Source organism: Ruegeria sp. CDSA241 (assembly GCF_059611265.1).
The window spans coordinates 145,449-159,427 of the sequence record NZ_JBXWPF010000006.1 but is presented as its reverse complement, the minus strand read 5'-3'; the positions used below and the strand labels follow the sequence as shown (position 1 = coordinate 159,427).

The 13,979-nt window shown below is 54.0% G+C and carries 12 protein-coding genes; 5 read left to right on the top strand and 7 right to left on the bottom strand.

The genetic code is table 11. The features are described 5' to 3' along the window. The first annotated feature begins 22 nt into the window (after nt 1–22). The 4 genes from AC2FJV_RS07640 (at nt 23) to AC2FJV_RS07625 (ending at nt 3,397) form a co-directional block, all read left to right on the top strand. The gene (locus tag AC2FJV_RS07640) at nt 23–532 is read left to right on the top strand and encodes a cytochrome C oxidase subunit I (RefSeq protein WP_281995482.1); all 510 of its coding nucleotides are present in this window, start codon (nt 23–25) and stop codon (nt 530–532) included. Then, a complete protein-coding gene (locus AC2FJV_RS07635) occupies nt 533–1,993 on the top strand; it encodes a cbb3-type cytochrome c oxidase subunit I (RefSeq protein ID WP_496694039.1) in 1,461 nt (486 codons plus the stop codon). 169 nt (nt 1,994–2,162) lie between these two features. After that, nucleotides 2,163–2,708 (top strand): MarR family winged helix-turn-helix transcriptional regulator, encoded by a 546-nt coding sequence (locus tag AC2FJV_RS07630; RefSeq protein ID WP_281995484.1) that lies wholly within the window; start codon nt 2,163–2,165, stop codon nt 2,706–2,708. Next, the gene (locus tag AC2FJV_RS07625; RefSeq protein ID WP_281973215.1) at nt 2,705–3,397 is read left to right on the top strand and encodes an MOSC domain-containing protein; all 693 of its coding nucleotides are present in this window, start codon (nt 2,705–2,707) and stop codon (nt 3,395–3,397) included. The genes AC2FJV_RS07630 and AC2FJV_RS07625 overlap by 4 nt, the downstream gene beginning before the upstream one ends. 252 nt (nt 3,398–3,649) lie before the next feature. Here the strand turns inward: AC2FJV_RS07625 and AC2FJV_RS07620 are convergent, their stop codons facing one another. The 3 genes from AC2FJV_RS07620 to AC2FJV_RS07610 all read right to left on the bottom strand — a co-directional run bounded on the left by AC2FJV_RS07620 (nt 3,650) and on the right by AC2FJV_RS07610 (nt 5,702). After that, entirely contained in the window at nt 3,650–4,222 is a 573-nt protein-coding gene (locus tag AC2FJV_RS07620) for a TetR/AcrR family transcriptional regulator (RefSeq protein WP_496690050.1), read from the bottom strand. Continuing rightward, the gene (locus AC2FJV_RS07615) at nt 4,219–4,737 is read right to left on the bottom strand and encodes a dihydrofolate reductase family protein (RefSeq protein ID WP_496690049.1); all 519 of its coding nucleotides are present in this window, start codon (nt 4,735–4,737) and stop codon (nt 4,219–4,221) included. Before AC2FJV_RS07615 ends, AC2FJV_RS07620 begins: the two co-directional genes overlap by 4 nt. Nucleotides 4,738–4,829: 92 nt before the next feature. Next, nucleotides 4,830–5,702, bottom strand: a complete 873-nt coding sequence (locus AC2FJV_RS07610; RefSeq protein ID WP_496713275.1) for a LysR substrate-binding domain-containing protein — start codon at nt 5,700–5,702, stop codon at nt 4,830–4,832. 103 nt (nt 5,703–5,805) lie between these two features. Here AC2FJV_RS07610 and AC2FJV_RS07605 point away from each other — a divergent pair, with 103 nt between their 5' ends. Beyond that, complete coding sequence (locus AC2FJV_RS07605) at nt 5,806–7,374, top strand: trimethylamine methyltransferase family protein (protein WP_496713273.1); 1,569 nt, start codon at nt 5,806–5,808, stop codon at nt 7,372–7,374. Between the two features lie 454 nt (nt 7,375–7,828). On the opposite strand, the gene AC2FJV_RS07600 is transcribed toward AC2FJV_RS07605, so the two are convergent. From AC2FJV_RS07600 to phnA, 4 genes are all read right to left on the bottom strand, one after another. Next, the gene (locus AC2FJV_RS07600; RefSeq protein ID WP_496713271.1) at nt 7,829–9,493 is read right to left on the bottom strand and encodes a Na/Pi cotransporter family protein; all 1,665 of its coding nucleotides are present in this window, start codon (nt 9,491–9,493) and stop codon (nt 7,829–7,831) included. Between the two features lie 304 nt (nt 9,494–9,797). Then, the gene (pbfA, locus tag AC2FJV_RS07595; protein ID WP_281973209.1) at nt 9,798–11,150 is read right to left on the bottom strand and encodes a (R)-1-hydroxy-2-aminoethylphosphonate ammonia-lyase; all 1,353 of its coding nucleotides are present in this window, start codon (nt 11,148–11,150) and stop codon (nt 9,798–9,800) included. A 107-nt stretch (nt 11,151–11,257) separates the two neighbouring features. Continuing rightward, the gene (gene phnY, locus AC2FJV_RS07590; protein ID WP_496713269.1) at nt 11,258–12,721 is read right to left on the bottom strand and encodes a phosphonoacetaldehyde dehydrogenase; all 1,464 of its coding nucleotides are present in this window, start codon (nt 12,719–12,721) and stop codon (nt 11,258–11,260) included. 3 nt (nt 12,722–12,724) lie between these two features. Then, nucleotides 12,725–13,969 carry a phosphonoacetate hydrolase gene (gene phnA / locus AC2FJV_RS07585; protein ID WP_271949911.1) on the bottom strand — a complete coding sequence of 415 codons (1,245 nt, stop codon included), beginning with the start codon at nt 13,967–13,969 and terminating at the stop codon, nt 12,725–12,727. Nucleotides 13,970–13,979 lie beyond the last annotated feature (10 nt).

Here is a 13,979-nt window from a genome sequence, read left to right as displayed (position 1 = left end):
TACCTAATAGATGGGGTGGCTCATGCAGCCCGTTGTGTTATTGATCTCGCTGATCCTGATGGCAGTGCTGTCACTTGTCTTCTGGTTGGCCGTGCGGGCTTCTGATGGGCCGGAACCCGGACCCAAGGCCAACTCGAAACGTTCGGGCTTGATCTGGGCAATGACGATTGTCGGCGTAATTGTTGCGGTTGGCACATTGCGACCGTGGCCACATGCCGTAGCCAGCACAGACGACGCCTTGACCGTCTCTATCACCAGCGGACAGTGGTGGTGGGATATCGACACCGTCGAGATCCCCGCTGGAATACCCATAAATTTTAGCGCCACGACCGAAGACGTTACCCACGGATTGGGCATTTACACCTCAGACCTTCGCCTTCTGACGCAGGTCCAGGTGATCCCGGGCTACACAACCGAAGTCACGTATACGTTCGATGATCCAGGCTCCTACCAAATCCTGTGCATGGAGTTCTGCGGAGTGGCACATCAGGACATGGTCAACGAATTCGAAGTCGTCACGGTGGAGGAATAAATGAGCGCTGTATCTGAACTTGTCGTGGAAAAATCAAACGCCACCGAACCCCAGGTCGGGGCAGTTAAGCTGACCATGATCCTTTCTGGCGCGGTCTTTGCCTTGATGATGGTCTTTGGCTTGATCATGCGCGCCGCGCAGGGTCAATGGATCGAAGTGGATCCGGCATTGTTCTATCAGCTCCTGACGGCCCATGGTGCCGGAATGGTCGGTACAGCGGCGCTGTCTGGCGCCGCGATCATGTGGTATTTTTGCGGACGTCACATTGTCCTGACAGCTGCAATTTTCTGGGCTTTCCTTGCCCTGTTCCTGTTGGGTGTTGTCCTGATCCTAGGCTCGATCTTTATTGGCGGATATGGAGGCGCATGGACATTCCTGTTTCCGTTGCCCGCGATGTCCGGCGGAGCGTGGGAAGCGGGTGCAGCTGCAACTTTTATGCTGGGTTATGTTTCAATTGGCATTGGTTTTCTGCTTTATTACCTCGAGCTTGGCCGACAGATCCATGCCCGCTATGGCAATCTTGTCCGGGCGCTAGGTTGGAATCTGATCCTCGGACGTGAGGACGACAATCCTCCACCACCAACCATCGTTGCAGCGGCGGCGGTGACCATATTCAATTCGATCGGGATCATCCTGGGCGCAGCGGTTTTGGTGGCAAGCCTTGTCCATCTGCTGGTACCGGGATTTGAAGTATATGCGCTGCTGGCCAAGAACCTGATCTATTTCTTTGGCCACGTTTTCATCAATGCCTCGATCTATATGGCGGTGACTGCGGTTTATGAAATCCTGCCGGAATACACCGGCAAGCCTTGGAAATCGAACCGACTGTTTGCGATAGCCTGGAATGCCGTACTGATATTCGTGATGGCTGTTTACTGGCACCATCTGCTGCAAGATGTTGTCATGCCACCTTGGATGCTGGTGATCGGGCAACTGGTTTCGTACTTCAGCGGCATTCCCCTTATCGCGGTCACGGCGTTTTCCACATTCCTCTACGTGCGCGGCTCAAAAATGACCTGGGATCTGACGTCCTCGCTGCTGGTTCTGTCCGTGGCAGGCTGGGCGGTTGGCTCAATCCCCGCGTCGATCGATGGAATGATCAGCGTGAACAAGGTGATGCACAACACTATGTGGGTCCCGGGGCATTTCCATACCTACCTGCTGCTGGGCGAGGTGGCGATGGCCTTTGGTTTCATGGCCTGGCTGGTACGTGGCAAAACGATCGCCCAGATGAGCGGGTTGGACCGTGTCGCCTTTGTGACCTACCTCGCGGGTGCCGCAGGGTTTGTGACAGTGTTTCTGTTCTCTGGCGCGGCTTCGATTCCCCGCCGTTGGGCGGTGCACTACGAAGAATGGCTGACCCATGACCGCATTGGCACTTTGTTCAGCGTGCTTGTTGTGTTGGGAACGTTGCTCTTTGTTCTGCGCTTTGTGCTGCGTCTTGGGCGGAGTGACAGCTGATGATGGTCCGCGCTCTTCCCATCTGCAAGAGCCGTGCCTCCGATGACCAGCGCCAAAGTGGAAGTGAGCATTGAGAGTTTCATGAGTGTCTCCAATCAAATAATATCGAGTCGCTACTATAGCGAGAAATGCATTGCAACTATAATTTCGACTCGCTACTAAAAGTGTTATGAACACAGACCACCGCATACGCACGCTAATCAACCGTTTGGCCCGTATTGATGCTTCCGAAGGATGGGCGGGAGATTTGAACCCGACTCAGAGGATGGCGCTCGAGTACCTCGCAGAGGCGAACATGTTTTCGCGCTCGCCGTCGCAAGTTGCAGAGTATATCGGAACAACCCGTGGAACGATGTCACAAACGCTCAAGGCTTTGACGCGCAAGGGCTATGTAGAAGAGCATCGCAAAGAGCTTGATCAACGGTCGATCTCTTATGACCTGACCAAGGAAGGGGTCAAAATTGTACGTCAGCCGAACCCTGTTGCACAGGCAATTGGAGATATGCCCGTAGAAAACCAAGTCATGCTTGAACAGGGTCTGATGCAAAGCCTCAGTCTGGCTCTGGCCGCAAATGGAGGCCGATCATTCGGCCAATGCAAATCCTGCACATACCATGATACCACGACGGAAAACGGTTTCTGCAAACTGTTGGGTGTATCATTGGACGTCGGTGAAAAAGACAAGATCTGTATCGAGCACGAGGAAGCCAGATGAACCATTTTGATTTATCGGCGAACATCGACGGCATATTTGTCGGAGCGGTCAAAGATTGTTGGGAAGGCAAACCTCCATCGGCCATTCAAAAAGACAGGGTGGACGGGCGGCAGTTGATTACCTCGCTCGGATTTTCCGAGGATGCACAGGCAGATTTGACCGTGCATGGAGGCGAAGACAAAGCCATCCATCATTATGCTTTTGATCACTACTCGGCTTGGCAAGCAGAGGGCCTAATAGCACCCGGCACACTGCCAGTGGCGTTCGGTGAGAACATTTCAACAACGGGGCTGACCGAGGAAAACCTCTGCATTGGCGACATCCTGTCACTGGGTACGGCGGTTGTTCAAATCAGTCAGGGGCGGCAACCGTGCTGGAAACTCGGGCTACATACGGGGCACAAGGAAATGCCTTACCAGTTTCAGAAGACGGGCCGAACCGGATGGTACTATCGTGTGCTCGAACCTGGCGAAGTTGGTTCCGGTGATCGGATTACCTTGGTTGAAAGGTTAAATCCCAATTGGTCTGTATTGGCCGTCACACGTGCAAGGTTGACTCGTCGCATTCTGCCAGAAGATGCCGAGGTGTTGTCTCAGATGAAAGAACTGGCTCAAAGTTGGCGACAAGCGTTCTGCCGAATGGCGGAAGGCAACGCCATAGAGGATACATCGGCGAGACTAGGTGCCTGAGGCATTCTATGAAGCATTTAAGCCGTGGTTGGCGATAACGCACCTTCCTCGAACCGAAAACAATCGAGAATACGAAAGCAGCCAGCCGCCAAATATCAATCCTTTGGCAAACCGAACTCAATTGAGACATAAGCCTTAGCTTCGATGAAAGTTAGTAGCCTTGGGGCAGAACTACTTGACGTTAGGGTCAGAATTGAATGACGCAAACTGCTCATTGCTTGAGGACACCCTCTGATGGGCATGTTTCTCATATCACGTCGCGGCGAGGTCACCCGCCGCTTGAGCAAGAATCCAGTCAACCCCACGCAGAAAATCGTCTATTGTCAGGGGGCTGTCTTCTCCGCTCGAGGCTGAGAGCACAAACCCATGTGCATAGTCGATCAGCACGTGAACAAGAACATCACCGCCATCGCTGTTTTCGAGTTGGTCCGTGCTGACTTTTAATTCCTCGGCCACGTTCATGAGGTCCGCGCTCATGAGCGTTACATCGTCTAGGATTGCACGGAGTAGATTGGCGTTCTTCAAAGCGCAACCATAGTAAGTCGCCATAATGCAGCGTGCGCGTTTGACCGGGTTGCCACCATTCACTCCATCCAAGACGCCTGCAAAGGCAAGTTCCACCAGATCGGACAATAGTTGCTTCTTGCTACCTGCGTGATAGGTCACGGCCATCGGAGTGACGTCAAGCTGATCGGCAAGTATGCGAAACGATAGCGCATCAACACCTTTGCTTTGGGCAATCGGCAATGCGGCCTGCAGGATCACTTGCTTCGAAAGGCGCTGTGCAGCCTTTGACGGTCGCCCTGGTGGAGAAGCTTTCGTCACCTGGTTTTCAGTCTGTAATCGAGATCTACCAGACCGGAGGAAAAGCTGCTAACCGAAACCAATTCCAGATCAACGTCACCTTCTGTTTTACCAAAGATCCGAATGCCTTCACCGATCAGAATGGGAACCAAGGTAATCTGCATGTCCTCAATCAGCCCGGCTTTGAGGAAGGATTGGATGATTGCACCGCCATCCACATAAACTCGATTGTAACCACGCGCGCCAAAATCCTCCATCAAATCAGTGGGTGTTTTGTCTGAAACTTCAACTCTATCGCGCAGTTCATCTGGAATGCCTGAGGGTTTCATTGAGCGACTGAGAACCACCACCGGTTTCGTGTAAGGCCACTCCCCAAATCCCAGAACTGTCCGGTACGATCCGGACCCCATCACGATCACGTCGACGCTACTCTGAAACGCGGCGAACCCGTGATCTTCGTCGGCAGTGGGTTGCTTTTCCAACCAATCCAGCCTGTGATCTGGCCTTGCGACAAAACCGTCTAGGCTCATTGCCATCATGATATGTCCTGTCGGCATCTTCTGGGTCCCTGTGATTTATTTATATGCTGTATAATAACGGCTCTGAGGATACTCAAGGGGAATGACTGCTACGATTGACCCAGAATCCAGTCCGAGAAGGACTGTACTGCGCCGGTTGGAGCGGAGCTATGCGGTTGAACCAAAAAATACCCATAGTCGGGCAGATCGGTTTCCGACAACCGAAACAGTCTTTCAGCATTTAGATCGTCCCGAACCAGATCATCCATCAAAGCTATTCCCTGTCCGTCGATGACTGCTTGCGCCCGGACATTTGGGTCAGGAACGATTAGCGCATCTCTCCTTGATTGTCGGGGAAGCTTTGCGACGTTCAGCCAATCAGACCAGGCGTTGCTGTCATCACGATCTCTCAGCAACGTAAGTTGCGACATTGCGCCTTCTATTCCCAACTCATTCACCAGGTCTGCCGCCAACCGATTACCTACAGGATAGGGCCGTAAGTGCATGAACGGTGTAACGGTGCCGTCGCTCCAATTCCCGTTGCCCCACCTGATTGCCAGGTCCACTTCCTGCATCTCTGTCTGCGAAAACTCGACCATCGGTTGAATGCGAAGCTGCACGTCCGGGTGGCTTTGCATGAATGACATCAGGCGCGGCGACAGCCAGCGCGCAGCGAAGTAGGTCGAGACACCAACAGTCAAAGAGCGCGATGAAATCCCTTTCAACGCCTGAATTTCGGTTTCGATTTCTTCGTATCGGGTCTGGCAGATTGCGAGCAGTTTCAGTCCTTCACCGGTGAGTGTAACACCGCGCGTTGTGCGCTGAAACAAAGCCATCCCCAGATCGGCCTCAAGCGTTTTGATCTGATAACTGATCGCGCCCTTTGTCATATTCAGCGCCGACGCCGCCGTCGAAAAGCTGGAATAGCGGGCGATCTCGGCAAATAGCCTAAGCAAGTCGTGGTGATGAAAGCGGGCAGTCATGAGCACAGCGTACAATTTTTTTGAACGCTGAGAAAAGAAATTTTCGATTTTCAAGGCAATTTTTTAAGCCCAAAATTTGCATCTAGTTGCGTGAAACAAAAAGATGACGTTGAACCCTTTGAACGCTGTAGCAGACACATCAACACCGGCGGGGCACCGTAGACGCGTGCGCCGACGCCGCTTGGCCCGTGACAATGAGCCCTCTGAAAGCACGACGTTCACAGGGCGCAAGATACCTGCATACAATCTTCTGAGCGAAACGGCACTGACCCGGGTCGAAGATCAAGCCGATTGGATTCTAAGCAATATTGGTGTCGAGTTCCGGGGGGATCGTACCGCGCTGGATCACTTCGCCCAAATCGGTGCACGCATCGATGGCGAACGTGTACGGTTTGAACCGGGTCACGTCCGCGCGCTTTGCGCTACCGCTCCTAGTGAATTTCAGTTGCATGGCCGAGACCCGGCCAAAACCGTGACACTTGGCGGCGACAACGTTGTGCTGATGCCGGGATATGGCTCTCCCTTTGTCAGCGATCTGGCGAATGGCCGCCGCTATGCGACGCTGGAGGACTTCCGCAACTTCGTCAAACTGGCCTACACTGCGCCTGCCTTGCACCATTCCGGCGGCACGGTGGTCGAGCCGACAGATGTACCGGTGAACAAACGACATCTGGACATGATGCTGGCGCATCTGACGCTGTCGACCAAACCCTTTATGGGATCTGTCACAGCACCCGAGCGTGCGCGGGATAGTATCGAGATGGCACGCTTGGTTTTTGGGCGCGACTTCATGAAGTGTCACGCGGTGATGCAGGCAAATATCAATGTCAATTCGCCGCTGGTTTATGATGATACCATGTCGTCGGCTCTGCGTATCTATGCGGAGGCCGGCCAATGTGTCTGCGTCTCCCCTGCGATTTTCGCGGGTGCCATGGGGCCGCTTTCGCCGGCGGCGGTAGCGGCGCAAACTCTGGCAGAAGCGATGGTTGGCATTGCGCTTGCGCAACTGGTGCGCCCTGGTTGTCCGGTGGTCTTCGGCTCGTTCCACTCCACAATGAACTTGCGCACGGGCGCTCTGACCTTTGGATCGCCCGAGGCGAACATGACCACGATGGCGCTTACTCAATTGGGACGAAGGCTTGGCGTGCCTGTGCGGTCCGGCGGCGGACAGATCACCGCCTCCAATGCGCCCGACGGGCAAGCGTTGCAGGATAGCACCGGTGCAATGTGGTCCACGCTTTTGTCCGGGGCCCATCAGGTTTGGCATGCGGCGGGCTGGCTCGAAGGTGGGCTTGTGATGTCCTACGAGAAATTCATCATGGATCTCGACCACTGTGGCGCGATGCTGAAACTGCTGCAGGGCTTCCAAACGAATGAGGAGGCATTTGGCCGTGATGCCTATTTTGAAACGGGCCCGGGCGAAAATTTCCTGTCGACCAAACACACGCTGCGCCACTATGCGGCAGCAAATTATGAGCCACAAATTTCTGACGCAGGGCCATTCGAGACCTGGTCTGAAAATGGTGCTCTCACGTCAGATCAACGCGCCACCGCGCGGTGGCATCAGATGTTGAACGATTACCAGCGTCCTGAAATGAAACCCGGCATACAAGCCGCGCTTGAAGACTTCGTGTCAGAACGCAAAGCGCGAATGCCGGATGAATGGTACTAGAACGGAATACCCAATACCTAAGAACTCTGCCGGGATTGCCAACTTGCTTGAGCAAGATTGAAGAACGTCGGCGCCTATGTCGTCAGGAGGACATTTCGCGGGCATAGCTGATCCAAAACTGGAAGGCATCTGATCGGGCATGGTGGTATAAAGCTGAAGTCGGTTGATAGCGGGGAGACGGGAGCTGATGGTGATCTGGTCATGGGCAACCAGAAATCTCTGAGTCTGCCAGAGTGACTTGTCGGGACCGATGATCTTTTCGCGTTTTCGGGTTGATTGGTGGGATCCTTCAATCCGGTTACTTAGACCCTTGTGCACTGCGCAGTGCTGGGCTCAGGTTTTGGAAGACACTGAACAATTTCAAAATTTGATTTCGAGAACGAACTCACTTCGGTGTTTCCAGTCGCCTTTGTTCTCGCTCTTTTCTTGTCTTCGCATTGAGACCGGCTCGGGCCTATTCAGCAATTTCGTTGATCAATCGTGTCTCGAGAAGTTGTCCGTTCTGGTATAGGACCGGGTAAGCAATCGATGCAATATGACTGTTGAACTCCCGGAAAGCCCGCAATGTCTCTAGATGAATATCACTGGTTTCGAAGCTTTCCGTTGTTCCATGCTGCAACCGGCGCAGGTGACGCTTGCGGCTTTCACGTTCCACGCGTTTGATTTCGGTTTTCTCAAGGCTGAGAAGCCGGGCGCTTTCCAGATCGTCTGAAACAAGTACATTTGATGCCAGTTTCATGTTTGCAAGAATACCTTCATGCATCTGAACAAGTTCGGACCAGCCATCTTGCGAAAAGCTTGAGCCTTTGGCCCGCATTTCACCGGCCAATACAGTCAGGCGTTTGGCAACAACGTCACCCGCCGTTTCAAGCCTGATCGCAAACTCCATAAGGTCGCGTGCGGTTTTAGCATCGTGTTTTTCATATAGCTCAGGGGGTATCGCGGCGACGAAGGCTCGAATACCCGAGAGGCACCGGTTTACGTCCTCGTCAATGGCCTGAACTGACCGGATCTGTTCTTTGTCTCCGCTGCGGTAAAGTTCAAGAGCAGGACGGAACATGGTTTCGAGAAGATCGCTCATCCGCAGCAGCTCACGCTTGAGGCTCGGCAAGGCCTGATTGGGATTTGCCACGTCTTCCATGTCCAATGCGCTGACCGGTTGTGCGGGTTGCGACTTCTGTACTTTCTGCTGGTCTGGCAAGAGCCTTTCGAGCAAGTTCTGCCAGTGTCCACAAAACGGAAGGGCTAAAACCAAAAGCGACAGGTTGAAAGCAAGATGCACGTTGACTAGCATTTGCCCCCCTTGCGGGTCGCCCAAAAGCCCGGTTCGTAGGGCAAAATTTGCTGCAAACAAACTAGCCAACGCCCAACTGCCTCGCAGCGCCAAATTTGCATAGGGTATTCGTCGGGCAGTCACTGGCATTCCTCGGGTTAGCCATACCGGAATGAAGGCCGAGCCAAAGTTCGCGCCAAAAACCAAAGACATTCCGGCGGCAAATGGGATCGCTCCAATTTGCACAAGTGTCACACACATAAGGATGGCCGCAACCGAGGAATGCATGACGAAGGCTAAGGCACTCCCGACAAGAAATGCAGTGATATAGTCGCGCGACAAGTAATCCGCGACTGTGGGTAAAAATGCACTGTCCCGAATCGGGTCCATCGCCTCACGAAGGAACCGAAGTGAGATCAGGATAAAGGCAACGCCCATCAGAATGCGCCCTAGTTGTCGGGCTTTTTTGGCTTCGGTCTTGACGAATAGATAGCCTCCAATCGCCAGCAGCATTGGAATAAGCCAGTCCAACCGGAACGTAAGAATCTGGATGATCAGTGCTGAACCTAGATCGCCTCCGAGCACAATCGCCAGACCGGCAGGAAAACTCAACATTCCACTGGCAGCAAACCCAGAGGTCAACAGCGCCACTGCCGCCGAACTTTGCAGTACAACCGCCATCATCAGACCCACAAATGAGGCCTGCAGGTAACTGTGCTGTCGCGTCAAAACGCGCTGGAACGACGCTCCATAGCTGCGCTCAATTCCAGTGCGTACCATTCGAACTGCAAAAAGCAGCAACATCGTCGCGCCAGCAAGGCTGATTAAAAAGCTGACTATCGCCATGCTCTACCTCACTCCCACGGTTTGCTTGGAATAACAGGGTGCGCTGCAATCCTGCCAACCAACGACCGGAGACCGACCCGGTGATTTTGCGGACGAGTAATTTCGATAAAACGCTCAGCGCCCGAGTTTGCTGAAAAAAATCGGACGCGCCTGTTCCACCGGGAAAACGCATTCACTTTCTTGGTGGTAGGCAGTGGCCCTTGGCGCCATAATTGAGAATTGATCTCCACGTCCATTGACCACTGTTTTCCTGGAAGCAGAGAGAGCAACGGCGTGTTTTGCTCTAAAGGTATGGCCACAAAGATTAACATTCGTCCTTAATCGCGTTGACAACAATGTCGATTGCACAGTCGAGATCCTTGCGCGTGATCGTTAGCGGCGGTGACAATGTAAGCACGCACCCCTGACTGATTTTGTAGCTTAGGCCAGCTTCCAAACAAGCATAATAGATCCGCTCGGCTCGTGCATTTCCAGGTGTCTTGTCGGCACGGTCATCGACAATTTCGACACCAAACATCAGACCACGGCCGCGAATGTCACCGACGATCGGGATATTCTGAAGCTCACCCATCAGACGATCCATAGCGTGCTCGCCCAACTCAGCCGCCCGGTCAACCAACCCCTCATCTTCGATGATTTGTATTGTGGTAAGCGCGGCGCGTGCAGTCACCGGGTTTTTTTCGTGTGTATAATGTCCAATGGCAAAGTCTCCGCAGACGTCCAGTTTGGTTCGCGCGATACAAGCTGCAATCGGCAGGATGCCTCCGCCAAGTGCTTTACCCAAGGTGACGATGTCAGGGATAATCTCGTCATGCTCAAAGGCAAACATCTTGCCGGTCTTTCCAAGCCCCGTGGGAATCTCGTCCATGATCAAGAGAGCCCCGTGACGATTACACGCCTCCCGCACAGCTTTCCAGAAGCCCGGTGGCGGCACATAAGGCACCGCGCGCATAGGCTCAGCGATGACCGCAGCTACGTCTCCCTCGCGTTCTAGAACGAACTCGACCATTTTTGCACAAGCCAACCCACAGGTATCTGGGCCGGCGTGATTGTACGGGCATCGGTAACAGGCAAAAGGTGCCACGTGCTCTGCACCCGGGAGAAGCGGGCCGGCTATATGGCTGCGAAATGTCGCCTCGCCTCCGACGCTTGCGGCGCCAAAACCGGCACCGTGGAAGGCATCCCAGAAGCTAATTGTTTTGAACCGACCGGTGGCAGCGCGCGCTATCTTGAGAGCGACCTCGTTTGCATCAGAGCCGCCGGTCGTAAACAGCATTTTCCCAAGGTCGTCTGGCGCGATTTCGGCGAGCTTTTCGGCCAATTCAACCGCGGGATCATTAGTGAAGCGACGGGGTGCGAAAGACAGGTCATCCAGTTGCGCCTTGATCGCGGTGATCAAACGGGGATGTCCGTAACCGATATGATGCACTGAATTGCCATGGAAATCCATGTAACGGCGGCCGTCCAGGTCTTCGACCCAAATCCCCTCAGCTTTGGCAATGGTGCTAACGCATGGCGAGGACAGTGACTGGTGGAGAAACGCGTTAGCGTCGCGTTTCAGCAAGGGTGAAGATTTAGGCCCTATAGATTCCTTCATCCATGCTTTTCGCGCGCTGGAAGTATTGGATTCGCCTTCCGTGTGGACGATTTGTGACATGCTTTTTCCTCAACGCCGCTTGTGAAAAAATGCGGACCTCGCAAAGTCCGCCAGTACCAGGGAGGAACTTGTGGTGCCCCGACCCGGGTCGGGACGGGGCACAAAAACTAGCGTGGCCAGGGCAGCGAGTAAGTTTTTACGTTAGTAAAAAACTTCATTGCCTCGATGACACCTTCTTTAACCCCATTACCGCTGTCCTTGATGCCTCCGAAGGGGGACATTTCGATACGGTATCCGGGTTGTTCCCAAATGTTGCAGGTGCCCACGTTCAGACCGTTGATAAAGGCAATCGCACGGTTCAAGTCGTTCGTACAGACGCCTGAGCTGAGGCCGAATTCGGTACCGTTCGAAATACGCATCACCTCGTCGTCATTGTCCGGAACCCGAACGATGGGCACAATGGGGCCAAAGGTTTCTTCCATCACCAGCTCGCTGTCATGGGGGACCTTATCGACCACGATGGGCGGCAGTAGTGCACCCTGACGGCCCGGATGATAGAGGATTTCTGCGCCGTCGGCCTCGGCCATGTAAACGCGTTTTTCGAACAGTTCAGCTGCCTTGTCATGGATGACACAGCCCAGTTCGGTCTCGGGGTCTTGTGGGTCGCCGAACTTGATCTTCTTCGCCTTTTCCAGAACAAATGGCACAAACTTGTTGGCCACGCTTTCTTGCACCAGAATACGTTTGATCGCAGTGCAGCGCTGACCCGAATTGCCGGTGGCGCCTGCCACAGCAATGGTCGCGGCCTTCTCAAGGTCCGCGTCAGAAAGATCGTTCAAAACGATCAGAGGGTCATTGCCCCCCAGTTCCAGAGCTTGCCGCTTGTAAACACCTTTTTCGGCGATCATCTTACCCACCGGCACGCCGCCGGTGAATGTGATGATGTCGATGTTTTCATTGGTGATCATCTCGTCGCCAATGTCACCTGGCCAGCCGGTAACCACTTGGAACATCTCGGGTGGTAGACCCGCGTCGTAGAGGATGTCAGCTAATGTCAGCGCCGTCAGCGGCGTCAGTTCCGTCGGCTTACACACCATGCAGTTGTTGGTCGCGATTGATGGCGCGATCTTGTGGCTGACCATGTTAAGTGGATGATTGAATGGTGTGATTGCCGAAATCGCATTCACCGGCTCGCGCATGGTGAATATTTTTCGATCTTTGCCATTATGGGTCAGGTCGCATGAAAAGATCTCGCCATCATCCTTCATCGCCTCAGCGGCGGCGAACTGATAGACATCTTGCGCACGCTTGGTCTCATAAATCGCATGCTGGTGACAGATACCCAGTTCCAACGTCAGCCATTTGGCAAGGTATTCACGACGTTCACCAATCAACTCGCCCGCACGCTGCAGGATCTGGCTGCGCTCATACCGTGTGAGCTTTGGAGTGTAATTCGCCGCGACTTCGAACGCTTTGCGCGCATGTTCTGCCTTGCCGGCGGGTACATGCCCGACAATCTCGTTTGTGTATGGGTACAGAACCGGCACCGTTTCGTCGGTAAAGACGATCTCGCCCCCGATGCGCATTCCTTCATTGCGGATTTCGATTTTAGACATGGTTTGATCTTTCATGGATTACTGCGCCGCCGCTGTAGTTGCATAGAAAAACGCATCAAAATTGCGCAACTCGGGCGCAGTCCCCAAGTCGATAACCCGGTTTACGATGAATGGAACTTCCTGCTCGGTCAGTCCACCGTGGCTGCGCAGCGGCTCGTTGAGAGCGGCCAGATCGTGGCGGTCTTCAGAGGTACCGATACAGATGTTTTCACCCGAGACCATCACGATATCACCAATGCGATCACCGGGCAGTTCAAAACGCTTGATCGCTTCTTCCTTGGTCAACACGTGGGTGATGCCGGGTGTAGCTTTCAGTTTGCCGATGATGTCGTTGCGATCCGCGTCTTCGGGCAGATAGCAGGTGGCAAACGACCCAAGTGCGCCGTGGTGCACCACATAGGGGTCCGTGATCGGCAAGATGACACGGGCCGCGTCCTTGCCCAGCCATTCATCCACCAGATCCTGCACATATACCACGCTGGGCGAGCCATCGGCGTGGTGCTTGGGCTTCATGCCGTGGTCGGCGGTGACCACGATGGCAGCGCCCATGGCGTCCAGTTCGGTCAGATATTTGTCAAACATCTCATAGAATGCCTTGGCCTCGGCTTGATCGGGTGCGTATTTGTGCTGCACGTAGTCGGTGGTGGTCAGATACATCACATCTGGTTTCCACTCTTTCAGCAATTTGACACCCGCAGCAAAGACAAACTCGGACAACTCTGCCGAATAGACCTCGGGTTGGGCCATGCCCAACCATGCGCTTGCTTTCTCCTGACCATGCTCAGCCTGGGTCGACGTGTCGGACTTTTCCGCAGAGAAGCATTTGGCCCGGTCGTCGTCGAACTTTAGACCCGCCCCCAACAACGCGCGCAGCTTGTCCTTCGCAGTGACTATGGCCACCTTGGCGCCAGCGTCATAGAACTGCTTGAACACGGTCGGTGCACGCAAAAAGCGCACATCGTTCATCATCACTTCTTCACCACTGTCCGGATCAATCAGATAGTTTCCACAGATGCCGTGCACGATAGGCGGACGGCCAGTCGCAATGCTGAGGTTGTTAGGGTTGGTAAACGACGGGATCACCGAATGGGCCAGCCGGTCAGTGCCGGTTTCGCGCATTCGCTTGAGCGTCGGCATCAGACCGTCAGCAATAGCTTTGTCCAGGTATTCTGGCTCACAACCGTCAAGGCAGATGGCAATGGCGGGCACTTTGGGCATCGGGTAGACACGCTCGTTGGCTTCAACAGGGGTGTGGATGGTCATTTGGTTTGTT

Bases quoted from the DNA above. Each gene is read 5' to 3' on its own strand.
- AC2FJV_RS07640 (WP_281995482.1), top strand. From the start codon at position 23: ATGCAGCCCGTTGTGTTATTGATCTCGCTGATCCTGATGGCAGTGCTG.
- AC2FJV_RS07635 (WP_496694039.1), top strand. From the start codon at position 533: ATGAGCGCTGTATCTGAACTTGTCGTGGAAAAATCAAACGCCACCGAA.
- AC2FJV_RS07630 (WP_281995484.1), top strand. From the start codon at position 2,163: ATGAACACAGACCACCGCATACGCACGCTAATCAACCGTTTGGCCCGT.
- AC2FJV_RS07625 (WP_281973215.1), top strand. From the start codon at position 2,705: ATGAACCATTTTGATTTATCGGCGAACATCGACGGCATATTTGTCGGA.
- AC2FJV_RS07615 (WP_496690049.1), bottom strand. From the start codon at position 4,737: ATGGCAATGAGCCTAGACGGTTTTGTCGCAAGGCCAGATCACAGGCTG.
- AC2FJV_RS07610 (WP_496713275.1), bottom strand. From the start codon at position 5,702: ATGACTGCCCGCTTTCATCACCACGACTTGCTTAGGCTATTTGCCGAG.
- AC2FJV_RS07605 (WP_496713273.1), top strand. From the start codon at position 5,806: ATGACGTTGAACCCTTTGAACGCTGTAGCAGACACATCAACACCGGCG.
- AC2FJV_RS07600 (WP_496713271.1), bottom strand. From the start codon at position 9,493: ATGGCGATAGTCAGCTTTTTAATCAGCCTTGCTGGCGCGACGATGTTG.
- pbfA (WP_281973209.1), bottom strand. From the start codon at position 11,150: ATGTCACAAATCGTCCACACGGAAGGCGAATCCAATACTTCCAGCGCG.
- phnY (WP_496713269.1), bottom strand. From the start codon at position 12,721: ATGAAAGATCAAACCATGTCTAAAATCGAAATCCGCAATGAAGGAATG.
- phnA (WP_271949911.1), bottom strand. From the start codon at position 13,969: ATGACCATCCACACCCCTGTTGAAGCCAACGAGCGTGTCTACCCGATG.